24 protein-coding genes and 1 tRNA gene are annotated in these 26,430 nt (G+C 59.6%); 18 read left to right on the top strand and 7 right to left on the bottom strand.

What is annotated here, in order from left to right:
* Positions 1-164: 164 nt before the first annotated feature.
* The 8 genes from PSJ8397_RS09255 (at position 165) to PSJ8397_RS09290 (ending at position 7,350) form a co-directional block, all read left to right on the top strand.
* The gene (locus PSJ8397_RS09255) at positions 165-1,112 is read left to right on the top strand and encodes an isopenicillin N synthase family dioxygenase (protein ID WP_085864339.1); all 948 of its coding nucleotides are present in this window, start codon (positions 165-167) and stop codon (positions 1,110-1,112) included.
* Between the two features lie 98 nt (positions 1,113-1,210).
* Complete coding sequence (locus PSJ8397_RS09260; protein WP_085864340.1) at positions 1,211-2,770, top strand: trimethylamine methyltransferase family protein; 1,560 nt, start codon at positions 1,211-1,213, stop codon at positions 2,768-2,770.
* Positions 2,771-3,018: 248 nt separating this feature from the next.
* Positions 3,019-4,035, top strand: coding sequence for a LacI family DNA-binding transcriptional regulator (locus PSJ8397_RS09265; RefSeq protein WP_085864341.1), 1,017 nt, complete (start codon positions 3,019-3,021; stop codon positions 4,033-4,035).
* Positions 4,036-4,174: 139 nt separating this feature from the next.
* Positions 4,175-4,519, top strand: coding sequence for a PepSY domain-containing protein (locus PSJ8397_RS09270; RefSeq protein WP_159453117.1), 345 nt, complete (start codon positions 4,175-4,177; stop codon positions 4,517-4,519).
* A gap of 85 nt (positions 4,520-4,604) precedes the next feature.
* Positions 4,605-5,285 carry a winged helix-turn-helix domain-containing protein gene (locus tag PSJ8397_RS09275; RefSeq protein ID WP_085864343.1) on the top strand — a complete coding sequence of 227 codons (681 nt, stop codon included), beginning with the start codon at positions 4,605-4,607 and terminating at the stop codon, positions 5,283-5,285.
* Entirely contained in the window at positions 5,269-6,552 is a 1,284-nt protein-coding gene (locus PSJ8397_RS09280; RefSeq protein WP_085864344.1) for a sensor histidine kinase, read from the top strand. Before PSJ8397_RS09275 ends, PSJ8397_RS09280 begins: the two co-directional genes overlap by 17 nt.
* Positions 6,553-6,629: 77 nt before the next feature.
* A complete protein-coding gene (locus PSJ8397_RS09285) occupies positions 6,630-6,821 on the top strand; it encodes a hypothetical protein (protein WP_085864345.1) in 192 nt (63 codons plus the stop codon).
* Between the two features lie 28 nt (positions 6,822-6,849).
* A complete protein-coding gene (locus PSJ8397_RS09290; protein ID WP_085864346.1) occupies positions 6,850-7,350 on the top strand; it encodes a cytochrome b in 501 nt (166 codons plus the stop codon).
* 797 nt (positions 7,351-8,147) lie between these two features.
* On the opposite strand, the gene PSJ8397_RS09295 is transcribed toward PSJ8397_RS09290, so the two are convergent.
* Together PSJ8397_RS09295 and PSJ8397_RS09300 are read right to left on the bottom strand one after the other, a co-directional pair.
* Positions 8,148-9,794, bottom strand: coding sequence for a sulfatase-like hydrolase/transferase (locus PSJ8397_RS09295; RefSeq protein WP_085864347.1), 1,647 nt, complete (start codon positions 9,792-9,794; stop codon positions 8,148-8,150).
* Complete coding sequence (locus tag PSJ8397_RS09300) at positions 9,791-10,300, bottom strand: MarR family winged helix-turn-helix transcriptional regulator (RefSeq protein ID WP_085864348.1); 510 nt, start codon at positions 10,298-10,300, stop codon at positions 9,791-9,793. The genes PSJ8397_RS09295 and PSJ8397_RS09300 overlap by 4 nt, the downstream gene beginning before the upstream one ends.
* Before the next feature lie 134 nt (positions 10,301-10,434).
* Here PSJ8397_RS09300 and PSJ8397_RS09305 point away from each other — a divergent pair, with 134 nt between their 5' ends.
* Positions 10,435-11,490, top strand: coding sequence for a TAXI family TRAP transporter solute-binding subunit (locus tag PSJ8397_RS09305; protein WP_085864349.1), 1,056 nt, complete (start codon positions 10,435-10,437; stop codon positions 11,488-11,490).
* A gap of 16 nt (positions 11,491-11,506) precedes the next feature.
* Positions 11,507-13,813, top strand: a complete 2,307-nt coding sequence (locus PSJ8397_RS09310) for a TRAP transporter permease (protein WP_085864350.1) — start codon at positions 11,507-11,509, stop codon at positions 13,811-13,813.
* A gap of 207 nt (positions 13,814-14,020) precedes the next feature.
* Here PSJ8397_RS09310 and PSJ8397_RS16840 read toward each other — a convergent pair whose 3' ends face one another.
* The 4 genes from PSJ8397_RS16840 to PSJ8397_RS09320 form a co-directional block, all read right to left on the bottom strand.
* Complete coding sequence (locus PSJ8397_RS16840) at positions 14,021-15,091, bottom strand: hypothetical protein (protein WP_143515418.1); 1,071 nt, start codon at positions 15,089-15,091, stop codon at positions 14,021-14,023.
* A gap of 21 nt (positions 15,092-15,112) precedes the next feature.
* Positions 15,113-15,748, bottom strand: a complete 636-nt coding sequence (locus PSJ8397_RS16845) for a site-specific integrase (protein WP_143515419.1) — start codon at positions 15,746-15,748, stop codon at positions 15,113-15,115.
* Positions 15,749-15,760: 12 nt separating this feature from the next.
* Positions 15,761-16,003 (bottom strand): DUF6538 domain-containing protein, encoded by a 243-nt coding sequence (locus tag PSJ8397_RS16850; protein ID WP_143515420.1) that lies wholly within the window; start codon positions 16,001-16,003, stop codon positions 15,761-15,763.
* A gap of 145 nt (positions 16,004-16,148) precedes the next feature.
* Positions 16,149-16,238: transfer RNA gene (locus tag PSJ8397_RS09320), tRNA-Ser, on the bottom strand.
* A gap of 291 nt (positions 16,239-16,529) precedes the next feature.
* On the opposite strand from PSJ8397_RS09320, the gene PSJ8397_RS09325 reads away from it, so the two are divergent.
* The 8 genes from PSJ8397_RS09325 to PSJ8397_RS09360 all read left to right on the top strand — a co-directional run bounded on the left by PSJ8397_RS09325 (position 16,530) and on the right by PSJ8397_RS09360 (position 24,805).
* Positions 16,530-17,366 (top strand): SPOR domain-containing protein, encoded by an 837-nt coding sequence (locus PSJ8397_RS09325; RefSeq protein ID WP_407691742.1) that lies wholly within the window; start codon positions 16,530-16,532, stop codon positions 17,364-17,366.
* A 19-nt stretch (positions 17,367-17,385) separates the two neighbouring features.
* Positions 17,386-18,570 (top strand): D-alanyl-D-alanine carboxypeptidase family protein, encoded by a 1,185-nt coding sequence (locus PSJ8397_RS09330; protein WP_085864352.1) that lies wholly within the window; start codon positions 17,386-17,388, stop codon positions 18,568-18,570.
* A gap of 3 nt (positions 18,571-18,573) precedes the next feature.
* Positions 18,574-19,224 (top strand): dTMP kinase, encoded by a 651-nt coding sequence (gene tmk, locus PSJ8397_RS09335; protein WP_085864353.1) that lies wholly within the window; start codon positions 18,574-18,576, stop codon positions 19,222-19,224.
* Entirely contained in the window at positions 19,224-20,354 is a 1,131-nt protein-coding gene (locus PSJ8397_RS09340; RefSeq protein ID WP_085864354.1) for a DNA polymerase III subunit delta', read from the top strand. Before tmk ends, PSJ8397_RS09340 begins: the two co-directional genes overlap by 1 nt.
* A 13-nt stretch (positions 20,355-20,367) precedes the next feature.
* Positions 20,368-21,165 carry a TatD family hydrolase gene (locus PSJ8397_RS09345; protein WP_085864355.1) on the top strand — a complete coding sequence of 266 codons (798 nt, stop codon included), beginning with the start codon at positions 20,368-20,370 and terminating at the stop codon, positions 21,163-21,165.
* A complete protein-coding gene (locus tag PSJ8397_RS09350; protein ID WP_085864356.1) occupies positions 21,162-21,956 on the top strand; it encodes an MBL fold metallo-hydrolase in 795 nt (264 codons plus the stop codon). Before PSJ8397_RS09345 ends, PSJ8397_RS09350 begins: the two co-directional genes overlap by 4 nt.
* A gap of 152 nt (positions 21,957-22,108) precedes the next feature.
* Complete coding sequence (locus PSJ8397_RS09355) at positions 22,109-23,038, top strand: AEC family transporter (protein ID WP_085864357.1); 930 nt, start codon at positions 22,109-22,111, stop codon at positions 23,036-23,038.
* A gap of 162 nt (positions 23,039-23,200) precedes the next feature.
* Positions 23,201-24,805 (top strand): alpha-glucosidase, encoded by a 1,605-nt coding sequence (locus PSJ8397_RS09360; RefSeq protein ID WP_085864358.1) that lies wholly within the window; start codon positions 23,201-23,203, stop codon positions 24,803-24,805.
* Here PSJ8397_RS09360 and PSJ8397_RS09365 read toward each other — a convergent pair.
* Positions 24,802-26,427: an alpha-D-glucose phosphate-specific phosphoglucomutase gene (locus tag PSJ8397_RS09365; protein ID WP_085864359.1), complete on the bottom strand. Its 1,626-nt coding sequence runs from the start codon at positions 26,425-26,427 to the stop codon at positions 24,802-24,804. The two genes, PSJ8397_RS09360 and PSJ8397_RS09365, sit on opposite strands and share 4 nt — an antisense overlap.
* Positions 26,428-26,430: the final 3 nt, after the last annotated feature.

The raw sequence follows: 26,430 nt of genomic DNA on the forward strand, positions 1-26,430 counted from the left end.
CCGGGGCAAGCCGTTGATCAACGGCGTATTCCCGCATAGCGTCGGCCCATGACGCCCGTTTTGCATCTTGTCATCCTTGAACGCCAGGGCGCGTTCCGCCCGAAAGGGTTTGAGGGCGATCGGGGGGATCCGCCCCCGTCCCAAACCGTTTTCAAAGGACGGACATGACTGAATTCACACAGATCCCCGTGCTTGATCTGGCCCCGCTTGTCGCAGGGACCGACACCACGGCCCTGACCCGCGATTTTGCCGATGCCTATGGCAACACAGGGTTTGCATATGTGATCAACCACGGCATTGATGCGGCCCTTTTGCGCGATGTGTTCGACGCCTCCCAAAGGTTTCATGCCCTGCCCGAGGCCAAAAAGCAGGCCATTGCGCTGGATAAAACCCACCGCGGCTATATCGCGATCAACACATCGACCGATGTGACGACCGATTTGGCAGAGGTGACCAAACCCAACCAATCGGCCTCTTTCATGATGATGCGCGAAGATGCGGTGGCGGATCCCGACATCTATCTGTCCGGCCCCAATCAGTGGCCCGACCTCGGCGACTTTCGCTCGGTCTGTGAGGCTTATGTGGCTGCCATGTCCGACCTGGGGCGAAAGCTTATGGGGCTGGCGCTGGCGGCGGCGGGGGTAACGGACCTCGCGATCCTGCGGGCTTTTGATAACCCGACCATTTGGCTGCGGTTGCTGCATTATCCGCCCCAACCGCCGCAATCACCCGATGATCTTTACGGCTCTGCTCCGCACAAGGATTTCGGATGCCTGACCCTTTTGGCGCAGGATGATGTGGGCGGGCTTCAGGTGCAGACACCCGCCGGACACTGGGTCGATGTGCCCCTGCGCGAGGGTGCTTTCGTCGTCAACGTCGGGGATATGCTGCACCGCTTGACCAACGGGCGGCTTCTGTCGACACCCCACCGCGTGATCAACACCTCAGGCAAGGCACGCTATTCGGTGCCGTTCTTTTTTGACCCGCATGTGTCCACCACAATCGCGCCGCTGGCGGGGGCCGGCCCCGCACGGTTCACCCCCATCCAATTTGGCGCCTTCCTGAAATCAGAGCTTGAGGCGGGCTACGACGCCCATCAAAGCGACGATTGATCCCCCCAGCATGGCGGGACGCGGACCGCTGCAAACCTATTGCGGCACACCGCCATCTGTCTAAGGTGACCAGAGACATCAGGGGACGCAGGTGGACCATGGGCAAAGCAGAGGGTGAAGGCCGCCCAAGCGGCAGACGCAGACGTGGGCGCGCAGGCGGTGACGCGGCCAACGCCTCACCAAAGCGGCACACGAACTACCGCCAGCTGCGCACCCCCTTTCCCACCATGAACGCCTTTTCCGAGGACGAGGCGCACAACATCCACGACGCCGCGCTTCAAATTCTGCAGGATATGGGCCTGCGCGTGCTGTTGCCCGAAGCCCGTCAGATTTTTGCCAAGGGCGGTGCGCGGGTTGACGACGACATGGTCTTTATCGGGCGCGATATGGTTGAGGCCGCTTTGGACAGCGCCCCAAAATCCATCCAATGTCGTGCGGGTGCGCGTGACCGCGACATCGAACTGGCCCTTGGGACACTGGCCTTTCAGGCAGGTGCAGGCGCGCCCCATGCCACAGATCTGGAACGGGGGCGCAGGCCTGGATCAGCGTCGGATTACATCGAATATCTGCAGCTGACACAGCACTACGATGTCTTTCATATGATCTCTCCTCAGGTGGAACCGCAGGATGTGCCCACCCACCTGCGCCACTATTTCACGACCGAGGCGCAGTTGATCTGGTCGGACAAATTTCCCTTCACGTTCTCACGCGGAACCCCGCAGGTGATGGATTGTTTTGAGATGATCCGCGACTACCGCGGGCTGTCCGACGACGCCTTTCAAGCCGCGCCGCATACCTACACGATCATCAACACCAACAGTCCGCGCACGTTGGATATCCCCATGGCACGCGGGGTCATTGATTTCGCCCGTCTGGGCCAGTTGTCGATTGTCACGCCCTTTACGCTGATGGGGGCCATGGCGCCCATCACCGTCGCGGGCGCTGTGACCCTCAGCCATGCGGAGGCCTTGGCGACCATCACCCTCAGCCAGCTTGTCCGCGCGGGCGCGCCCATCTGCTACGGCACGTTCACATCGAACGTCGATATGAAATCCGGCGCGCCGGCATTCGGCACGCCCGCGCATTTTCAGGCCTCTCTGGCAGCAGGCCAGATGGCACGGTTGACGGGGCTGCCTTGGCGCTGTGCTGCGGGGTCGGCCTCAAACAGCAACGACGTTCAGGCGGCCAACGAAAACCAGATGGGCCTGTGGGGCTGCCTGATGGCCGGATCGACCGTCATCATCCATGCCGCCGGTTGGCTGGAGGGCGGATTGACTGTGTCTTATGAAAAACTGATCACCGATGCCGAAGTGCTGAACATGGTGGCTGAACTGTGCGCCGGGGCCAAGGCGGGGCCGGACGAAATCGGCCTGTCGGGCGCGATCAACGAGGTGGAGCCCCAGGGCCATTTCTTCGCCACGTCCCAGACCATGGCGCGCTACAACACCGAATTTTACGAGCCAATCGTGCACGACTACGCCAATTTCGGCACATGGACCGAACGTGGTGCCCAGGATGCAAACCAACGGGCCACGGCCGTCTGGAAAGGGATCGTTGCCGACCAAAAACAGCCCGGCCTCGATATGGAACGTTGGGGCGATCTTAAGGCGTTTGTGGCCAAACGCACCAAAGACGGTGGCGCGCCTCCCGAAAGCTAACGAACCTATATCGCCTAACAGAATCACAACATGCGGCGGTGCAGGATCAGACCGTCACAGATATCGGGCCGCTGCAGCGCGTCGGTTTTGCGGCCATATCCGTGCAGACGGCGAACCTGCAAAGGTTATGTCTTGAGGCCACCTTGGCCGTCGCCCCGCGTCATGCACGCCCTACAGTTTTCACTTTGTGCCATGATCTCGGGCGCTATATAAATCATCAGGAACACAATCACAGGGTCGTCTGCGTGATGTCGAACTCTCCAAACATTCCAACTTTGTTCGACGTTGCACGAGAGGCCGGGGTGTCCACTGCAACGGTCTCTCGCTGCTTGAATGAAAAGCAGAAGGTTTCGCAAAAGACGCTGGACCACGTCATGAAAACCATTGAGGCGCTGGGATATACACCAAACTTCAACGCCCGCGCGATGGCTGCAAAGAGGACGAACACCATAGGCGCCATCATCCCGACAATGGAAAACGCAATCTTTGCGCGCGGTCTGCAGGCGTTTCAGGAAACGCTGCTGACGCACGGCTATACGCTTTTGGTGTCCAGCAACGCCTATAAACCCCAACTGGAAGAAGAACAGATCCGCACCCTTGTGGCCCGTGGCGTCGATGGTCTTTTGCTGATCGGCTACGAACGCCCCCCGGAAATCTACAGCTACCTTGAACGCCGCGGCATTCCGTTCATTCTGGCATGGATCACGCTGGCCGACCAAGATCACCCATCGGTCGGCTTCGACAACTGCGCGGCGATGCGCATGCTGGCCGACAAAGTGCTGTCCATGGGGCATCGCAAGATCGGCTATATTTCCGGCATCATCGAAGGCAATGATCGCGCGAGGGGGCGCCTTGAGGGTGTCCGTGAAAGTCTGGCGGCCCACGGCCTTGATCCCGACAATCTGCCCGTGATCGAGACCGCCTATGAGGTCGAAACGGGTGCGCAGGCCTTCGAGGCGATGATGCAGGCGGATCCAAAACCCACCGTCGTCATGTGCGGCAACGACGTGCTTGCAGCGGGCGCGATCGGCAAGGCCAAACAGATGGGGCTGCGCATTCCGGACGATGTCTCAATCACGGGATTTGACGATATCGAACTGGCAAGCATTCTGGACCCGTCGCTTACGACAATTCATGTGCCGCATCGCCTTATGGGCGGGACAGCAGCGCAGGAACTGATCACAATGATCGAAGAGCAAAGCAGCGGTGTTAGGCGGACGCTGGATGTTCGGCTTGAACTGCGCGAGTCGTTGCAGGCGGTGTAACGTCATCGCCCCATATGCGCCCTTCAGTCCACCTTACAGAATTGTAAATCTGGTGTTGAGGCAATGTGATCTAACCCCCCCATTTCTATGTCATAGGACGGCACAACGCCGCCAGAAACACATGAAATGGAGAAACAAAATGAACATCAACACCCTTAAAATCGGCGCCCTGTCTGGCCTTATCGCAGTCGGCGGCATCGCAACAATGGTATCGGCCCAAACAACGGCAGAACAAACCAACCTGACCGTCGAACAGGTCATCGAAATCGCACTTATCGAAGTGCCCGGCGAAATCACCGAAGTCGAATTGGAAGAGCGTCGGGGGAGCACCTTTTACGAAGTTGAAATCACCGCCGAAGATGGCAGCGAGATGGAATTGAAGATCGCCGCCGACGACGGAGAGATCTTGCGCGTCAAGGAAGATGACCGGGGCTGCGACGACGACCATGATGATGATGACGAGGATGAAGGCGAAGACGCGTAACGCAGTTCACGTTTGAATTCTCTTTTAGGCCCTGTAGGTTGCCCGTCACGGCAACCTACTTTGCCTTGCGACCCGAAGGATCATCATGCGCATTTTACTGTTGGAAGATGACAAGCAGCTTGGCCCATGGATTGCGGGCGGATTGCGCGAAGAAGGTCATGTCATCGACCATTTTGAGGATGGAAAGGACGCCCTGATCGCGGCCATGGGGCAAGAGTTTGATCTTTTGATCCTTGACCGAATGGTGCCCGGGCTTGACGGTCTGGCGGTTTTGAAGTCGCTGCGCGCCTCAAAGAACACGACGCCCGCCCTTTTTCTCACGGCCCTTGGTGAGGTGGACGCGCGCGTGGAAGGGTTTGAAGCCGGTGGCGATGACTACCTGACGAAACCTTTCGCGTTTGCCGAATTGTCGGCACGGGTCAGTGCCTTGGGCCGCCGCCGCGACGGGACGGCGCAGGACGCTGAGCAGACCGTGCTGCGATATGGCGACCTGACGCTTGATTTGCTCTCGCGGCAATGCGACCGGCAAGGTACGGCGATTGACCTGATGGCGAAGGAATTCAAGCTGTTGGAGTATTTCATGCGCCGACCGGGGCGGTTGGTGACGCGCACCATGTTGCTGGAACAGGTCTGGGACATGAGTTTTGACCCCACAACGAGCGTTGTGGAAACCCACATCAGCCGGCTGCGTTCAAAGATCGACAAACCCTTTGAGGTCCAACTTCTCCGGACGCGCCGCGGTGAGGGGTATGTCTTTGGTGCTTAGGGTCCTTGGCAAGTTGCGCTGGCTCCTGCGGTCATCGACCCTGCGGCTGGCTTTGATGTTGTCTGTCATCTTTGCAATCGGCTTTGCCATCGCGATTTTCGTGGCCCTAACCCTGGGCAGGGACGCAAATGAACGGCGCGTGGATGCATCCCTGTTGGCCTTGGCGGGTGCTGCGGATGTGGACGACCGTGCCGAAGACGGACAGGACATGATTTTGCGTGCCCTTGATGATCTTCAAGGATTGCCATCGCCGTTCCGACGGGCAGTTGAACGGGGCGGCGGCACGGTGGAATTGAACAGAGATTTGCGTGGCTCAGACGTCTGGCGGGTCTTGGTTGCGCAAGACAGCGAAGGCACGCCGGTCATGGTTGCCGTCTCGTTGGAGGCAACAGAAGACACGCAAGAGCTTCTTGCGGGCGTTCTTTGGGCCACGGCGGCCATTGTCGTCGTCCTGACTGTTGGTGTCGGTTTGATCAGCGGGCTTTTGGCACAACGGCGGCTTTCGCGCATCGACCAGACCTTGGGTCTTCTGGCGGCGGGGGTTTTGTCGGCCCGCACAGGGCATACCCGATCTCGTGACGATCTGGACGACATGGCCCGTCAATTGGATGTGACCGCCGCAGAGCTGGAACGCCTTGTGACCCAGACGCGCCATCTCAGCGCAAGCATCGCCCATGATTTGCGGACGCCATTGGCCCGGTTGCGGGCCCAACTTGAGATGCTGCCCGACGGGGACGCACGCGGCGCAGCCCTTGAAGAAGCAAGCCGTTTGTCGGATATCTTCGACACCATCATGCGCGTGGCCCGCATTGAGGCCGCGCAAGGCAACGACGGGTTTGAAACCGTCGAAATTTCCGACCTGTTGCAAGACATCGCAGAGACGTTCGGCCCCGTGGTTGAGGATGAGGGCAAGACCCTTTCTCTTGATTTGGAGGCCGCAGGTCAGGTGCAGGCCGACCGGAACATGCTGATCCAGGCCCTGGCCAATTTGATACAGAACGCCATCGTCCACGGCGGCGAAGTGATCACCTTGTTTGCTGCCGGTCGGTCCTTCGGGGTGGCGGACAACGGGCTTGGTGTGGATCCGGCGGACTACGCGGACATCATCAAGCCGATGGTACGTCTTGATGCGGCGCGGACGCGGGATGGCTCTGGCCTTGGTCTGGCCCTCGTGCGGGCGGTCGCAGACCGGCACACAGCCCGGCTTGAGTTGTCGCAAAACCTGCCAAGCGGGTTAAAGGTCACGTTGAACTTTGCAGATTTGTAAGGTTGCCGTCAGGCGCCCGTGAAGTCGAGGCGCCATATCAGTTTCATCGAAACAACAGATGAAACTGGAGACCTCAAATGAAAAACCTCATCACCAAAGCAACATCCGCACTTTCTGGCGCGGTCCTGTTTGCTGCTGCAGTTGCCATGGCAGGCGTCGGCTTTGCGGCCATCGCGACCCTTGCGTTTTTCGCCCTGCTGGCCGTGGGCATCGCCTGTCTGACCGCGCCGTTCGTCTCCGTGGCCAGCGACGACGACACCGCAGTTTAAGCAGCGTAAGGGAACAGGGATCACAGCAATGACATCGCAAGCAAAACCACATGGGTTCGTCACAAAAAGCATTCATTGGCTGTCCGCCGGTCTGATCGGCTTTGGCTATCTCAAAGGGCTCGACACTGTTCGCCAATTGGCCGATCCGACCCTTTTCCTGACGGAGATTGTCTTTGCGCTGTCGATCGGCGCGCTGTTCTTGTTCCGCCTGTTCTGGACCAAGCAGATCGCCGGGGCGACACGTCTGCCAGACGATGCGCCAAGGTGGGAACAACGGGCGTCGCGAGCGGTGCATGTCGGACTCTATGCCTCGGTTTTCGGAATCGTTCTGTCCGGTCTCGGGATTGCGCTGGCATATGCGACGCCGTGGCTGGGCGGGCTTTTCATGAGCGCGATGATTGGCCTGCATGAGATCACACTGGCGGCCCTGCCCCTCCTTTTGATTGCGCATGTCGCAGGGGCGATCTGGCACAAAGTAATCCGCCGTGACGGTGTGATGGAAAGCATGACGGGCCAGCTGCCGGTCTAGGACAACGTCGCTCTCGGCCCCAAAGACGGCCCAAATCGACCTTGCCCCGTACTTTCAGATTGCCACCGCTCTCACGATCAACAGTCCGCCGGTGGCGTCTGATGCGGGCCAGGGTCAAAGGCTGTTACGCAACTTATGGCAGCGTCGCACAACCTTGGACACACTGATGTTTTGACCAACCTGCGCAGTTACGGACAAATAAGTCGAGAAGACCAACGGAAAAAGATGACCGGAAACACGACAGATTTAGATTGAAACGGCGCAGTCTTAGCGAATGGAAGATGTGGGACAGGCGTGGGAACACACTCAACAGAAAGTCGAAATTTGAACGGCTTGAGCGATTCTAGCGGCGGAGGCTCAGCCCTTTGCCGCGTGTGAAGGTACTATATAAGTTTGTTATTTATCAAATAGATAGAGAGAAACATGATATTCCGTGCGGAGCAGAATGTGTAGCAAGCGTTCAGGAAAAACCCTATCAAATCGTCAATAATACGGCAATATGCTCACCCGTATTGACTGGGAATGAAAGTAACGCCCCCCGACAGAAAACGTTATACGCGAACGGCCCAAAGGAGACATCCATACTCCGATCACTATGCCGCGGGCGCAGCCCGCATTGCCGGCATTCGTGCATCCCGCAGCATTCTCGGTGCGTGGATGGCCGGATCGCGGACAAAACTGCCGTCAGTGATTTTAATGCGAATGGCCGCTGTTAGCACATTGCGACCGCAATCCAGCCAAAGATGCAATGCTGCTGAGCCCAGATTTCAGGTCGTGGGAAATATGCGCTTTCAAATTCACCTCTTCCCGGAAGGCGCCAAGTCACCAAAGGCCTGGCCTGTCGCGCTGAGATATTCCTCCTCGTCCCAAAATCCGATGAGAATTCCGTCCTTCGCGGCCGTTTTCTGGCGTGCCAGTACCGAAGGCGTCGCGGTGACCCTGGTATGATGGCGTGTTGCCCACCGCAGAAGGGCCGCATCCATGCGCGCGCGCGCTTCGACATGCTCTGGCCCGTCTGAGCGGCCGAGATCGTTAAGTTCGTTTGGGTCGTTCTGCAGGTCGAACAGGACAGGCGCGAAGCCTTCACAGATGATGTATTTCCACCGCCCGTCGAAGATCATGGTTGTATGCGCGTCTTCTTGTGACACCCCCAGTGATGCCGCCATTTCGGACCAGTGGTAGTCATGTTCGCTGATGACGTACTGGCGCGAAAACCCAGCCCTGTCATGCAGAATCGGGGTCAGGTCCCGGCCTTCGATGATGTGGGGTTTAGGCGTGCAGCCAAGTGCATTCATAATCGTCGGCGCGAGGTCGATCATCTCTACAAGCGCGTCTGATACGGTCCCACGGGTCGCATCTGCGGCGGGCCTTGGATCTGCGATGATCAGCGGCACCTTGACCGCCATATCGTGGTAAAAATCCTTATCGCCCATCCAGTGGTCGCCCATGTAATCCCCATGATCCGAGGTAAAGGCGATGATCGTGTTCTCGCTCAGCCCCTTTTCATCCATCCATGCGAACAGCCGGCCCAAATTGTCGTCCAGCTGTTTGATCAGGCCCATGTAGGCGGGGATGACATGTTCGCGCACATGATCGCGCGAAAAGCTGCGACAGACGCGGGCGTCGAGATAGGCGCCCATGAGGGGGTGGTCGGTCTTGCGCTCAGCGTCTGACCGGATTGGATCCACGATGTGGGTCTCGTTATACATGTCGTGATAGGGGGCCGGCACGATGTAGGGCCAGTGCGGTTTGATATAGCTCAGATGGCACATCCACGGGCGGCCGTCCTGCATCGCGTCTTCCATGAACTCCATGGCGCGGTCCGTCATATAGGCGGTTTCGGAGTGTTCTTCTGGCACATTGGCCGGCAAACGGGAATTCTTGAGCAGCCACGCGGACAAAAGCTCCCCCGTCTCGTCCACGCCGGAGTTGGCAAAATCTTCCCACGGGTTGTCGCTGTCATACCCATGGGCCAACAGATAATCGTCATAGGCGGACCAGTTTTGGCGCGCGCTGTCGGGATGCAATCCGTCGTCCCGCTCAAAGGGTTCAAACCCGCATTCCGACCGGTGCACGCCAATCTCGCTTTCGGGATCAATGCCAAGCCAGGCCATGCCTTCCTTGTCGGCGATCATGTGGGTCTTGCCCACCAGCACCGCACGTGCCCCCGCCTCGCGCAGGTGATCGCCCAACGTGGGCTCCCCGATTCGCAAGGGCATGCCGTTCCATGTTGACCCATGGCTGCGCACATAACGACCGGTGTAGGCCGACATGCGCGACGGGCCACAGACGGGCGATTGCACATAAGCGTGATCGAACTGCACTCCGCGCTTGGCCAGCGCGTCAATGTGGGGCGTGTGCAGATGCGGGTGGCCGTAGCAGCTGAGGTAGTCGAACCGCAGCTGATCCGCCATGATCCACAGGACGTTGGGTGTATCGGTCATGCGACATCTTCCGTTTGTGATACAGCTGGCATGGGGCCTTCGACGATGCGTTCAAAGCGGTCAATCAGGGCAAGGAACGTGTCCAGTTCCGCCTCAGTGAAGGCGTCTTTGATCGCCGTGCGACGTTGCGCCATGGTGGCCGAGGTTTCGTCAAAGACCGTGTGCCCCGACGGGGTAATGGCAACCAATGAGGTCCTGCGGTCCTCGGCACCTGTCGTGGTGACGACATAGCCCTTTTCGATCATGGGCGGAATAGTCCGGCTGATCAGGGCATGATCGGTGCGTTGAATCGTGGCCATCTCTGTCACGGTCAATGGACCGGCCTCGACCAAGTCCCAAAGCACACGCCATTCCGTGATCGAGAGCGTCCCAACACTGCGCAGCAACCGCTTTGCCTGCGACCGCGACGACAGGGCTGCGCCTGATATCCGTCCAAACAGATTGCGGTCTTGAGCGGTCTGTCGTGCGCGAAACCGGTCCAAGCGTTCTTGCTGTGATGTGGTCATGTGGCCTCCATCCCCTGAATATGATCTGTAATTTTTTACGTGACAAGTCACATAATTTTTGCAAACCTTTCCTCGGAGGCCCGCCACAAACGGGATTGTTGTGCGCGCAATGCGCGCCGTAAAGGGAGGAAAAAATGTTCAAGACATCCATCGCGGGCGCGGTGCTGGCCCTGTTGCCTGCCGCAATTTTCGCACAAACAACACTGACGGCGGAGACGACCTCACCAGGATCGACACCGCATTACATCGACACAACGCTTGCCGCCATTTTGGACGCAGACGGTGTTGCAACCCTGCAGATCACCGAAGGCGCGACGCTGACCAATTCGGTTCAGGCTGTGGCCGAGGGGCAGCTTGATATGGCGCCGGCGCCGCTCATCCTGCCGTTTTTGTTGTCGCGTGGCGTTGGCCCGTATTCGGGTGTGGGTGCCGAACAGGGCGCAGAGCTTGCGGGTAACCTGCGCGCCTTGTTCTTTTCGGCTTCGGCCGCACAGCTTTTTGGGCATTACAACAGCGGCGCCATTCAGGGGCCGGACGATATTGAAGGCAAACGCATCTACAACGGCCCGCCTCGCGGTGCAGCCCTGACCACCGGTCGGGCGGCGATCCAGCTTTTGTCCGGTCTGCAAGATGGCGAAGGCTATGAAGGCGTCCAGACCCCGTGGCCTGACACAGTCTCAACGATCACAGGCGGTGCTGTCGATGGCTGGACATTGCCCGAAGGACTGCCATCCGGTCGCCAGATCGCGATTGCCGCGGCAGGCGGCACAACGCTGTATGATATGCCGTCCGAAGTGCTGAACAGCGAATTGGGGCAACAGATCGTGGCTGCACCGGGCAATGCGCCATATTCGATCCCGGTTGAGGAATATCGCGCGGCTTATGCGGGCAATGACATCACCATCGTGACCGATGATGACACCTTCGACACCTTTGCCTTGGCCTTTGCGCAGATCGTGCCCGCCACGATGGACGAAGAACTCGCCTATCAGATCACCAAATCCTACCTCGCAGGACAGGAACGGTTCGAGACGGGCTCCCCCCGTGGTCCGTACCTGTTCCTCAGCTTCGGGGACATCGATGGCACGTCACAGGGTGTCTGCGGTGCGGTGACGATGAAGCTGCACGCCGGTGCCGTGCGCGCCTATGAAGAGGCGGGACACACCATCGCCGATTGCGTCAAGCCGTAACGCGCGGGGCTTTGCGATGACCAATACAGCCACCACCAGATCACAGGGGCAGCGCATCGCGCTGCTCCTCGCCTTTGTGCTTGTATTGGTGGGCATGGTGAACACCCTGCCCGAAATTCCAGGTCTTCAAAATTGGGCGCGTGACCTGACGGGTGTCGCGTTTTTCCGGATCTCCGGCTTTCCGACCGAATACCTGTTCCCGCCGCTTTTCATTCTGATGATGGTGGTCGTGGCCCTTGACGCGAGCCTGTATCGAAGCTGGCGCGACACCCGCCCCAAACGGGCGTGGCTGGGGGCCGCGCTGGATGTGGGCCTTGTTGCGGCGGCGATTCTGGGCGCATTGGGTTATTGGATCGAAAGCGATTCCGTCTGCCTGATCGACCAGATCACCGGCGAACGCGCGCGCCTGATCGAAGACGCCATGGCGCGGTCAGAAGGCCTGATCCCAGGCCTCACGCTGGAGGCGGAGGTGCCCGCCTGTCAGGCACGCCTTGGGGTCTGGGCCTTGCCGCTCCTGTTCAGCATCATCGTGCTGTTTTTCCTCTACAACATTCGGGTTTGGGGCCTGCCGCTCGTCATCGTGGCCAGTGTGGTCGTGTTCTACACCGTGGCAACGGCGCTGGTCTGGGTGTTTGGGCTAAGCGACAATAATTTCCTTCTGACAAAGCTGGGCGCAGACGGCGGTGATGCCCTGTCGGCAGCTGTGCAAAAAGCCACGAATGTCTTCATCACACCCGATGGGTTCATGGGCCGCTTCATGGACATCATCATCAACCAAGTCTTTCCGTATGTGGTGTTGGGGGCGCTCTTTGGCTCCTCTGCGGGGGGCACCTCGCTGATCAAACTGGCCGTGCGGGCGACCCGCAACCTACGCGGGGGGCCTGCCCATGCGGCCATTGTCTCATCCGCGATGTTCGGGACCATCACGGGCGGGCCTGTCACGAACGTGTTGTCCACCGGTCGGCTGACCATTCCGATGATGCGGCGCAACGGATTTTCGCCGCAATTTGCTGGCGGGGTCGAGGCGGCGGCGTCCTCAGGCGGGCAGATCATGCCGCCGGTGATGGGCATCGCGGCCTTCGTCCTCGTGGCGCTGACCGCTGTGCCCTATACCAAAGTGATCACGGCGGCCTTCATTCCGGCCATGGCGTTCTTCTTTTCTATCTTCCTTGCGGTGATGTTTCAGGCCCGCCGTGAAAAGGTCGAACCTATGCGGGACATCCCCGAAGACCTGATCATGGGACGTCAGGATTGGCGCAACCTGTGGATCATCTTCCTGCCCATCCTGACCATCTTGTTCCTGCTTTTGGGCAACAAGGATGCCATCAGCCAAAGCTGGTTTGCGGCGCTGCTCCCGCAGTTCGTTGTGCAAACAATCGTCAACGCGGCGGGCGATGCGGTCTCGGCGGGCTGGTGGGCCGTCGCGGTGCTTTTGCCGCTGATGTTTCTTGATCCAGAGACCCGCGCAAAGCCTGCCAAACTTTTTGTCGCCCTCGGCGAAGGCGGCATCCTGATCTCACGCCTCTTCCTGCTGCTCTTTGCGGTGTCGATCATCGCGGCCTTCCTCAACGAAAGTGGTCTGACGGGCGAGCTGACACGGGCGGTGACGACATGGTTGGCGCAGGTGACGTCGATCACGATGCTTGGCTTTGAAATCCCGATCGTGGGCGGCGTCTACCTGATGCTGGCGCTGGTCTGCGCGATGCTCTGCGCAATCCTGTTGGGTATGGGGATGCCCACGGTTCCGGCCTATGTGAACGTGGCGCTTTTGCTGGGCCCGCTTTTGTCCCAGCTTGGCGTCAGTTTCTTCACCGCCAATATGTTTGTGTTTTATTTCGCTGTCGCCTCGGCCATCACCCCGCCCGTCGCTGTGGCGGCGTTTGCCGCCGCCTCAATCACCCGAAGCGAGCCGATGCGCACTGCCGTGTCCGCCGTGCGGGTGGGCATCGTGATGTTCACCATCCCCTTCGTTTTCGCCTGGTACCCCGAGCTGTTGTTGATTCCAGAGGCCGTGACAATCACCGATGAAAACGGGCGGCGTGTCTTTATGGACGGATACTCGGAAGACACCGATTTCGTCTCGCTCTCACTCTTGCTGTGCCGCCTCCTAGCCGCGCTCTATCTCATCGCCTCGGCATTGGCTGGTTTTGATCGCGCGTCTCTGAAGCAATGGGAAGTGTTCCTACGCATTGTCGCGGCCCTACTCATCCTTTGGAAAGCACCTGTGGTAATTGGGGTGGGTGTGGCGCTCACTATTCTGTTGATCTCAAAACATTATATTATGACCTCCAAAGCCGACAGGGGGTCGCGGAACAGCGCTTAGCAGACAATCGTGCAACTTGCAGCATCTGGTAAAATGGGCTCACAACTGCCTTCCGATGCATCGCAGCATTAGATCCGATGTAGGATCAAACGGCGACGGGAACGGCCCAAACCAGTCGTCCACCTTCTGGTCTGGATGCTGCACTCGCAGCTCGAATACCGGACATTCGCTGCATCACTGAATCTTCAGAATGTCTCCGGCCGCTGATCACACCGCGCGGGTCGATTGATGATCTACTAGGACAGACGGACGCATAGGAACCAAGTCGCTCTGATTGCTGACAACAACTCTGCCATTCTCGCCTATGCCCAGCGTAATTCTTTTGGCTACTCCTGAACCTGAAACAGGGACCTTTCTACTAATCAAGTCTGCCAAGGCTGGGTCTTCAACAGCGCAGATCACTTGTTTGCCTTCTGAAACTAGTTTTCCAAGCAACTCTGCGAGATGTACGCTTCTAAAGTCATCAATATGTTGTACGGGGTCGTCCAGCAGAATTGACGACCATCGGCTCCAAGCCATCGAAAAGTTGACTGCGATCAGGAAGGCGAGTCCAGTTGCTCGTCGCTGTCCGCTCGAATATACGAATCGCGAATTTATATCATCTCCAACACTAAAACTTAGATGGCGCCTAAGTTCTCCCCGAATCTTGTACTTGATATCTTGAAAGTTTGGGTGTGGTCGCAAGCGTGCATAAAGCTCTGTAATTAGGGGTAGAATCCTATCAAGTCTCTGATTCAGTGCGTCGTTAGATGCTTTCCGAACCGAGTCATGCAGTTCTTTTGCGTCAGCTTCCTTCTGCCGCGTTCGTGACAACGTACGCTCTGCCTCACGATCCCGTTCGTGTTCTTTTGCGTAGGCGTTCGAAGCGCGCTCCAAAGAAGTCGCAAGACGGCTCATGTCCAATTCAGGAAGCACAGTTCTCAGTCTCTCAACCTGACTGCTGAGCTGTTCCAATTCGGTCTGTAGAACCATTCGATCAGTATCAGAAGAGAAACCGAGTTCTTCAATTGCTTTGGTCGAGGCGGCTACACCGGCCGGCAACAGCCTGTCTTCAAAGCTGTGGCGCAGGGAATACATCACATGTCTGTCGCTTTCCATCAGACCATTCGCCCGCAGGTATTTGTTTACGGTCGCGGACAAGGTGGCGTCACTGTCTCGGTACGTCGGGAAACCGTTCGGAAAGGCGCGCATCGCATCAAAGCTCACCCCAACCAGCGGAATGACCCGTGTCGAGTTCTTGTTCTTGATAGCACGCCCCTCGCGGGGCTTGATGATCATGTGGGGGATGTCGGCCTCTAGTCAGAATTGATCCGGTGCTGCACAGGCCGCCTCGGACGGGCGATAGCCGGTGTTGATCATCCCCAACAGAATGGCCCGCGCCTCTGCGTTCAGCGACATCAATGCGTCTGGCGCCAGTAGCTTTTTGCGGATCCAGTCATCGCTAAACGGCGGGCGTTCCGACTTTTCGCCGTCTTTGAAAGCCAGGCCATCCAGCGGAAGATCCTGCCCCAACCGCTTCATCTTGTTCACGGTTTTCAGAACCTCACCCAGATGAATCAGATCCTTGTTCGCGCTGTTCGCGGTCAGCCCGCCCGTCTCGATCCGCTCTTGCCAGTAGCTTCGGAACTCCAGCATGTCGTCAGCGGTGATCTCATTCATCGGCTTGTCGCCGACGATGCTCACAAAATTCCGGACAGCCTTCTTGCGTGGGTTCTCCCACCGCCGTTTCTGGTCGTCGCTTTTGCCGAACGTCCTGTCCTTGGCCAGTGTCCAATAGGCCTCCAGTGCCTGTGTCACGGTCAATGCCGGAGGTTTCTTGGTCCCCAGAACAGCTGCGGCGTCCACCGGGTCGGGCGTCTGATTGCGATTGGCGATCGCCTCAATCCGCTCCAGCAGACTGTTGATCGGCAGCTTCACCACCTGATCCAGCGGCATGTACCGCACGCCCTAGGCGGCCGCCAAATCCTGGACGGCTTCATAATGCTTCACCGCATCGGGATCATTTCCGGACAAACGCGCCGTCCATGCGGCCACCTGTTCGGCCCACACCGCAGATGCTTTCTGATCAGCCAACCTGCGAGAATCCGTTTTCAGACTGATCCAGATCTCATTCCGGGATTCGACCTGCTGAAATTCCACAGGCACACGGCGGCGCAGACACCACTGATTTCCTCTCTTGATCACAGACATAACGCACCCCGCTTTGGCCCTGCTGTGTAGCAGTTTGTGTGGCAATTTGAGGGTGTTCGATTGGCCCATACACTATACAAAACACCCCCTCGAGGGCTAAGTACTCGTAAAATATGGGCATTCAAGGTTTGGTCGAGTTTGATCATGGCGGAGGCTCAGGGATTCGAACCCTGGGAGGACTTTCACCCTCGTCGGTTTTCAAGACCGGTGCATTCGACCACTCTGCCAAGCCTCCGCTGCGGGTAGCTTTACGCGGGCGAAATTGATTCTGAAAGGTCCTAGCGCGCGGTTTGTCACACCATTGTGCTGTGGGGTTTTCCGCCGAAACGCCGTGCAAACCCTTTCAAACGAACGACTGTGGCGCTAGTGTTCCACAAAAGCCCCGCGATGACGGGGTGTTGAGATATTGAAAAACCCGCAAAGGGCAGCGTGACCGGACAAACCGGCACAAAAGTGAGGGCGAATTATGTCGGGCAAGACATTAGGATCATTCAGAAAATTTGGCGTGCCACTGGCAGTGACGTCTATGCTGGTTCTGACCGCATGTGATGAAAACGGGGAATTTGCTTTCCCCACCTTGGGCCAGGCGGCCGCAAATGACACTGGCGTCACCACGTCACAAAGCGTCGAATTGGTGGAACGCGACGTCGAAGCGCCTGACGCGTTTCAAGTGACCGAAGCGGGGTTGTGGGACGGGCGGCCGTCCTTGGGCGGTGTCTGGGTGGCCCATCCGGATGTGTCCGAACCCGAACGCGTGATCATCCGCAATCAGGCCAACGGCACCTTCGTCATCGGGGCCTTGTTCCGACGTGAACGTGAGAATCCGGGCCCATCGCTGCAGGTGTCGTCTGACGCGGCTGCGGCGCTGGAGATGCTGGCCGGCGCGCCGGCCACGTTGCAGGTCACAGCCTTGCGCCGCGAAGAGGTCGCCCCTGCGCCCGAGGCACAGCCGACGTCGAGTTTTGAGGCCCCAACAGACATCACCGCGACCCCCATCGAAAGTGCGCCGCTTGATGCACCCGACGCCTTGGCCGGGGCGGCCGCCGCGATCGACGCGGCAGAAGCCGCAGTACCCGCAGTTGCCCCGACATCTGCACCAGCCCCTGCCCCTGCAGCGACACCCGCCACCCTTGCAAAGCCGTTCATCCAGCTTGGCATCTTCTCGGTTGAGGCCAACGCCACAGGCACCGCAGACCGGATGCGCGCAAACGGCATCGTGCCAACCGTTCTTGAACAAACCAGTCAGGGCCGTACCTTCTTTCGTGTGATCGTAGGCCCTGCCACGTCCGAGGCCGAGCGCGCTGAATTGCTCCGTCAAGTCAAGGCGCAGGGGTTTGAGGACGCCTATTTCGTAACCAACTAGACCTGAACGCGAGGTTTGAATGCTCCGCCATCTAGCTGCCCCCATTGCTGCCCTTGCCCTGTCTTTGGGCGCGGCCACATCCCCTCTGGCCCAAGGGTTCGACACCCGCGCAACGGCCGCCTACGTCATTGATCAGACAACGGGCACCGTCTTGTTGTCCAAAAACGCGGATGAGCCTTTGCCGCCCGCGTCCATGTCCAAGTTGATGACCGTCTATATGGCCTTCGATGCAATCGCCACGGGGCGGCTGTCGGTGGATGAAGAATTGCCCGTGTCGCAGCACTGCTTTGAATACACCGGCTCCACCATGTTTTTGAACGTCAACGACCGCGTGCGCGTCGAAGACCTGTTGCGCGGGATCATCGTGTTGTCGGGCAACGACGCATCCTGTGTGATCGCAGAGGGTCTTGCGGGCACCGAAACGGCTTTCGCCAATCAGATGACGGTCAAGGCGCGTGACCTAGGAATGATGAATTCCACCTTCGCCAATTCCAACGGCTGGCCTGCGGTGGGGCACCGGATGTCCATGCGTGACATCGGGATCCTGTCGGATCGTTTGATCACGGATTTCCCGACGTTTTATCCGCTCTTTGCGGAACAGCAATTCGACTATGATGGCGAACATCCCGCCAACGTGCGCAACCGTAATCCGCTGTTGGGTTTGGGCATCGGTGCCGACGGTCTGAAAACGGGCCACACGCAAGAGGCGGGCTACGGCCTCGCGGGGTCGGCCAAACAGGGCGACCGGCGCGTGATCTTTGTGATCACCGGCCTCGACAGCGCACAGGCGCGGGCCGAAGAAAGCCAACGCATCGTAAACTGGGCGTTCCGCCAATTCGCCCAGCGTGATCTGGGCACCAGCGGCACCCAAATCGCGGAAGCCGACGTCTGGATGGGCGAACAGATGACCGTGGGTCTGACATTGGCCGAAGACCTGTCCTTGCTCGTGCCCAACACGGGCAGCACCGAAATTGACGCGGAAGCCGTGTTCAACGCCCCGATTGAAGCCCCGATTGCCGCGGGCGATGAGTTGGGTGAGCTTGTGATCCGTTTGGAAAACCTGCCTGAGACGCGCGTGCCCCTGATTGCGGCGGCAGACGTGGCGCGTGGTGGGTTCAACACCCGTCTGCGCACCACGGCTGAGATTTTGGCCGCCCGCATCATGGCCGATGACGCCCCTCAAGCCCAGGCCGCGGCGGAGTAGACCGTGACACCCGGCGCAGGCAATGGCCCCTCCGGCCTTTTCATTTCGTTCGAAGGGATCGACGGGTCGGGCAAATCCACCCAATCGCGCCTTTTGGCTGAAAAATACGACGGCGCCTTGCACACCCGAGAACCAGGCGGCAGTGCCGGGGCCGAAGAAATTCGGGCGCTTTTGTTAACGGGCGATCCAGACCGGTGGTCGGCCGAGACGGAAATTCTACTTTTCACCGCGGCCCGTCGCGATCATCTGGAAAAGACGATCCAACCGGCGTTGGACGCCGGACGCATCGTCATTTGCGACCGCTTTGCCGACAGCACCCGTGTCTATCAGGGCGCCACACGCGGCGATCTGCGGGCCACCGTGGACACCCTGCACGGTTTGATGATCGGCCGCGAACCGGATCTGACATTCATCATCGACATGGACCCTGAAACAGCCCTGACCCGTGGACTGGCCCGTAAATCTGGCGAAGATCGGTTTGAGGACATGGGGCTCGCGTTTCAGGAAACCCTGCGCCACGGGTTCCTCAGCCTCGCCCACGCGCACCCCGATCGCTGCATCCTGATCGACGGCAACCGCGACACCGCCGCGATCGCCGCCGAAATCGCAGCCCATGTGGCCGACCGCGCACGCCATCTTGCGGACGCCTTCTGATGGCGACGCCCCCCGAAGACCGCCCCCTGCCCGACCAGATCGAGGGCGCACCGCATCCGTCAGAAACCCAGGCCCTGATCGGTCAATCACGGGCCGAAGCCGATTTTCTCGAAGCCTTCGCCACAGGTCGCCTGCATTCCGGCTGGCTGATCACGGGGCCCAAGGGCGTGGGCAAAGCCACCCTGGCATGGCGAATGGCCGCCTTTTTGCTGTCCCAACCCCTCACGCCAGAGGACGATATGTTCGGTGCCCCGCCCCCACCGACGTCTTTGGAAGTGGACAATGAACACCCCGATATGCGCCTGATCCGGTCTGGCGCACACCCGCGTTTGTTCACGCTGCGACGATCGTGGAATGAAAAGGCAGACAAGTTGAACACCGTCATTACTGTCGATGATGTGCGCAAGCTGAAGAGTTTCTTTGGCATGTCTGCGACCGACGGTGGCCGTCGCATCGTGATCGTGGACCCCGCCGATGAGATGAACGTCAACGCTGCCAACGCGATCCTAAAACTGCTGGAAGAACCGCCAGCCGATGCAGTGATCTTGCTGATATCGCACGCGCCCTCACGTCTTTTGCCCACCATCCGGTCCCGCTGCCGCGAGTTGCGCTGCGGGCTGCTGTCAGCCCCTGAGATGGCCACGGCCATGGCGCAGGCAGGCGTTCAGACGGACGCGAGCGAGGCGTTGGCTGCCCTTTCAGGTGGGTCCGTGGGCGAGGCAATCCGCCTGACCAACCTTGATGGCATCACGCTCTACTCGGATCTCGTATCGCTCATGTCTGGCCTGCCCATGATCGACCGCCCCCGCGCGCTGGCCATGGCCGACAAATGCGTCGGCAAAGCAGGGGCCACGCGGTTTGAACTCACCCTCGACCTGATCGACCAATTCCTCGCCCGCGCCGCCCGTGCAGGCCTGCAGGGCCCACCAGCGGTGCAAGCGGCGCAAGGCGAGGCGCTGCTGCTGACCAAACTCAGCCCCGATGACCGCGCCGCGCGCCGATGGGCACAGCTCGCCCAATTGGTATCGGACCGCACCCGCCACGGTCGGGCCGTCAATCTTGACCCTGCTGCATTGGTCCTAGATACGCTATTTAAGATCGAAGAGGCCGCGCTTGAGGTGGCCGCCTGAACCAGAGGCTGAAATGACCACGCCACAGATTGTCGACAGCCACTGTCACCTCGATTTTCCCGACTTTGACGCTGAACGCAGCGATGTGATTGACCGCGCCGTCGCCGCAGGGGTAACGCGCATGGTCACCATCTGCACCAAACTGCGGCTTGAGCCTCAGGTCCGCGCCATCGCCGAAGCCCATGATCCGGTGTTCTATGCCGCAGGCACCCATCCCATGTCCGCCGCCGATGAACCCCTCGCCACGGCCGAGGACCTCATCGCGCTGTCTGGCCATCCCAAATTCGTTGGCATCGGCGAAAGCGGGCTGGATTACCACTACACCGCCGAGACTGCGGAGGTACAAAAAACCTCCCTCAAGGTGCATATCGAGGCCGCACAAGAAACCGGCCTGCCACTTATCATCCACAACCGCGCATCAGACGAGGACATGATCAACATCCTCAGCGCAGGCATGAAGGCTCAGCCGTTTTCGTGTGTCATGCACTGCTTTTCCAGCAGCGCCAAACTGGCAAATGCAGCAATCGAAATGGGGTTCTACCTAAGCATGTCGGGCATTGCTGCCTTCCCCAAAAGCACCGACCTGCGGGACATCTTCGCACGTGCGCCGGTGGACCGGATTCTAGTTGAAACCGACAGCCCCTATCTGGCCCCGCCGCCACACCGCGGCAAACGCAATGAACCGGCCTACACGGCCCATACCGCCCAAGTGGGCGCAGACACGTTTGGGATGTCTTATGCCGACTTCGCCGCCCAAACGACCGCAAACTTTGACCGCCTTTTTACCAAAGCTGCGAGGTGGGGCGCATGACGCTTTCTTTGCGCATTTTGGGCTGCGGCTCCTCTGGCGGCGTGCCCCGTCTGGGCGGCAATTGGGGCGCCTGTGATCCGACCAATCCCAAAAACAGTCGCAAACGATGTTCCCTGCTGGTCACACGCGAAGGCCCCGACGGCACCACCCGTGTGCTGATCGACACCTCACCGGATCTGCGCCAACAGCTGTTGGACGCCGACGTCGGTGAACTGGACGCACTGGTCTACACCCATGCCCATGCCGATCATGTCCATGGCCTCGATGACATCCGCATGATCGTCTACAACATGCGTCAACGCCTGCCCGTTTGGGCCGACGGCGACACCGGCAATCAACTGCTGGCCCGCTTCGGCTACGCCTTTGTGCAACCCGCAGGCTCCAGCTACCCGCCCATCTGCGACCTCAACACACTTAAAGAGGATGTCACAATCGACGGTGCAGGCGGCCCCATCACCCTCACCCCGTTTGAGGTTGAACACGGGTCCATTGACGCCTTGGGCTTTCGCATCGGGAACGCAGCCTACTTGCCCGATGTGTCCGACATCCCCGACCCCGCTTGGGCCCAATTGCAAAACCTAGACCTGTGGATCGTCGACGCCTTGCGCCGCGACCCTCACCCAACCCACGCGCACCTCGATAAAACCCTGGGCTGGATTGACCGCGCCAAACCCAAATCCGCCGTGCTCACCAACATGCACATCGACCTCGATTATCAGACCATCTTGGACGAAACACCGGACCACATCCAACCGGCCTACGACGGTCTGACATTAACCCTTGCAGACTAGCGCACCCTCCCCTTCATCTGACCCAAAAAACTCCCCCCGGAGGGTCGGCCCGCGTCCCATGCACCACACCCCCGGCTGTCGCCGCCAAAATTCGCAGAATTTTGGCCCCCGCCCGCCGCAGGCGCAAATCTGGTCGTCAGGTGGTCTACACCATGACTGATATCCTTACGGTCATCCTTCCGGTCTTTATCGTGCTGGCATTTGGCTACGGCGCCGTATGGCGCGGCCTTTTCAGCGACGATCATGTCGATGGGCTTATGAAATTCACCCAAACCTTCGCAATCCCGTGCCTGTTGTTCCGTGCGATATCGACCCTTGATCTGGGCCAGAACTTCAATGGCCCCCTCTTGCTGAGCTTCTACACAGGCGCCACGGTCGCGTTCGGGCTGGGCCTTTTGGCCGCGCGCCTCCTGTTTCGTCGCAACTGGCAGGACAGCGTGGCCATCGCCTTTTGTTGCCTTTTCTCCAATTCATTGCTGCTGGGCCTGCCCATCACCGAACGCGCCTTCGGGCCTGATGCACTGTCGGGCAACTATGCGATCATCGCAATTCATGCGCCATTTTGCTACCTGTTGGGCATCACAGCGATGGAGCTGGCCCGCGCGCAGGGGACCGCGCTGTCCCATGTGCCCGCCAAGGTTGGGCGTGCGATGTTTTCCAACGCGCTTGTCATCGGCATCTGCACCGGTTTGGTCGTGAACCTCGGCCAAATCCCCCTGCCCGTGGTGTTGACAGATGCGATCGATCTGATGGTCCGCGCAGCCCTTCCGGCAGCCCTCTTTGGTTTGGGCGGGGTCCTTTACCGATACCGCCCCGAGGGCGACATCCGCACCATTTTGTTTGTCTGCGCCGTTTCCTTACTGGTCCATCCCACGTTGACCTACACGCTGGGCACCGCAGGCGATCTTGGCCGAGACGCGTTGCGGTCTGCGGTGGTGACGGCCTCGGCCGCGCCTGGCATCAATGCCTATGTGTTTGCCAATATGTATGGGGCGGCCCGCCGGGTGGCAGCCTCGGCGGTGCTGATTGGCACGGCCCTGTCCATTTTAACGACCAGCCTTTGGATCACTCTGCTGCCCTGACGTGGGCCGCGTCAATGGCCGCCTGAACGCACCACAGAGCCGCAAGGTTTCGCGCAGGTGATCCACAGGTGATCCACAGGTGATCCACAGGGGCCAGAAAACCCCTTTATGTTACCGCAAACATCACTATGAAGCGGACAACCCAAACACAGGAGCATCCCCATGGCCGATTGGTGGCGCGACGCGATTATCTATCAAATCTATCCGCGGTCCTATCAGGACAGCACTGGCGACGGCGTTGGCGATCTGGCGGGCATCACCCGCCGCCTGCCCCATATCGCCGATTTGGGCGCAGACTGCATCTGGCTGTCCCCCATCTTTATGTCCCCGCAAAAGGACATGGGCTATGACGTCAGCGACTACTGCAAAATCGACCCGCTTTTTGGCACGCTTGAGGATTTCAAAACCCTGATCGATACCGCCCATGATCTGGGACTGAAAGTCATCACCGATCAGGTCCTGTCCCACACCTCAGACCAGCACGACTGGTTCAAGGCCTCACGCAAGGACCGCACCAACGACAAAGCCGATTGGTACGTCTGGGCCGATCCGCTGCCCGATGGGTCACCACCCACCAACTGGCACAGCCACTTTGGCGGCCCTGCGTGGGAATTCGACCCGGGCCGCGGGCAGTATTACCTGCACAACTTTCTGGCCTCCCAACCGGATCTGAATTTTCACAACCCCGATGTGGTCACCGCGATCCTGAAGACCTGTCAATTCTGGCTTGATTTCGGCCTCGATGGCTTCCGTCTTGATACGGTGAACTACTATTTTCACGATCAGAAACTGCGCTCAAACCCCGCCGCCAATGCCGCCCCACAGGTCATGGCCACCGATCTGTATGGAATGCAGCGCAACATCTACAACAAAACACGGCCCGAAAACCTGGGCTTTCTGGAACAGCTTCGCACCCTGACGAATGGGTATGACGACATCATGATGGTTGGCGAAGTGGGTGAAATGGGCGACCGCTCGATTGAGATCATGGGCGAATACACCGCCGGATCAGACCGCCTGCACATGGCCTACAGCTTTGCCATGCTCGGCCCCGATTTCAACGCCGCACACTTTCGCAACTGCATCGAGGGCTTCCAACGCGGGGCGCCGGACGGGCACCCCTATTGGTCGTTCTCAAACCACGACGTGCCCCGCCATGTCACCCGCTGGCTGGACCATTCCGCCAGCGTGGACGCCATCGCGCGCCAGGCCGTCGCCATGCTTATGTCGTTCCCGGGCACCATCGGCATCTATCAGGGCGAAGAACTTGGCCAGACCGAGACCGAGCTGACCTATGATGAGCTGACCGATCCCCCCGCCCTGCGATATTGGCCCGCCGTCAAGGGCCGCGATGGGTGTCGCACACCCATGGTCTGGGAAAAGGACGCGGCAAACGCAGGCTTCTCTGACGGCACCCCATGGTTGCCCGTCAAAGCGCCGCAGGCGGAAAACGCGGTGGATCAACAAACAAGTGACGGCATCTTGGCCTACTACAAGGAGGTCATCGCCTTCCGCAAAGCCTCTCCCGCGCTGTCCGGCACGCAGACCGAATTCATCGATCTGGAAGAGCCCCTGCTGGCCTTCCATCGCATCAGCGACGCTGAAACGCTAACCTGCGTGTTCAACCTATCGGGCGACAGCCATGATGTGGCCGTGACCGGCGATACTGCAATCACGGGTCCCAACAACGCGACGTTGAAAGACGCCACACTCACCCTGCCCGCCAATGGCTACGTCTATCTGACAGGACAAGTGGATCTGGCTTAGGTGATCACGTTGGGCGCATCGCGGCCTGTCACTGCGGGCAGGTCTGACAGGGCCAAGGCGGCCGCGTTAATAGGGGCCAGAACCTCTGCCGGGTCCAGCCCCAGCCGCGCGGCGTTCGTTTCCAGCTGTTCAAGGTAGAGACGGATCGTGGCCCCGACCGTGCCGGTGCCGGACAAGCGGAACACAGCGCGGCCCCCGCCCTCAAACCCCACGCGCAGGCCTTGGGCTGAGGCATGGCTGCCGTCCACCGGATCATCATAAGCAAACTCATCCGCCCACGCGACGGTCTGGCCCGCGAATACCTCACCCGCCAGATCACCCAGCCGCGCGCGCAGCCCGTCAAACATGGCATTCGCGCGGTCTGCCTCGACATCCTCATAGTCGTGGCGCGTGTAATAACAGCGCCCGTAGGTGCCCCACATCTCGGCCATCAGATCGGCGACGGACATCTTCGTTTCGGCCAAAATATTCAGCCACAACAGCACCGCCCAGAGCCCGTCTTTTTCACGCACATGATCGCTGCCGGTGCCCGCAGATTCCTCACCACACAATGTGACCTTGCCCGCGTCCAGCAGTGTGCCAAAGAACTTCCATCCCGTCGGGGTCTCATAACAGGAAATCCCGAGCGCCTCGGCCACACGGTCCACCGCACCCGATGTGGGCATGGACCGCGCGACACCGGCCAGCCCGCCCTGATAGCCCGGCGCCAAATGCGCCTTGGACGCCAACAGCGCCAACGAATCGGACGGCGTCACATAGGCGCCGCGCCCGACGATCATGTTGCGGTCCCCGTCACCGTCAGAGGCCGCCCCGAAATCAGGCGCGTCGTCGGCATACATCACATCCATCAGATCCTTGGCCCAAATGGGGTTTGGATCCGGATGCCCGCCGCCAAAATCCTCCGACGGGGTGCCGTTCATAACGGTGCCTTTTGCAGCGCCCAAACGATCCTCAAGGATCGCGGTGGCATAGGGGCCGGTGACGGCGTGCATGGCGTCAAACCGCATCGTAAAGCCGCCCTGAAACAGCGCGGCAATCGCGTTGAAATCGAACAGATCTTCCATGAGCGCGGCGTAATCGGCCACCGGATCAACGATCTCAACCACCATGTCGCCCAACCTCTGTTGGCCCAGCGCCCCCAAGTCGACATCTTGCGTCTCAGCGATGTGGTATGCGGTGATGTCTTGGGTGCGGGCGTAGATCTCTGCGGTTACGCTTTCGCTCGCCGGTCCACCATTGGCCCCGTTGAACTTCAGCCCGAAGTCTGCGTCTGGCCCGCCGGGGTTGTGGCTGGCCGACAGGATCAGACCGCCATCGGCACCGGTTTTGCGGATCAGATTGGATGCGGCGGGGGTCGACAGAATGCCGCCCTGCCCCACGATGCAGCGCAGCGCCCCATTTGCCGCCGCCATGCGCAGGATCACCTGGATGGCGCGGTCGTTGAAATAGCGCCCGTCGCCACCCACCACATAGGTTTTACCTGCCGCCCCGCCCGTGCCATCAAACGTCGCCTGCACGTAATTCTCAAGAAAATGCGGCCCCATGAAAACAGCTGTCCGTTTGCGCAGCCCGCTGGTGCCTGGTTTTTGTCCGGCGATGGGGGTGGTCTCGATCAGGGTCATGAA

Origin of the sequence: Pseudooctadecabacter jejudonensis (assembly GCF_900172275.1) — a bacterium.
Classification (GTDB): Bacteria; Pseudomonadota; Alphaproteobacteria; order Rhodobacterales; family Rhodobacteraceae; genus Octadecabacter; species Octadecabacter jejudonensis.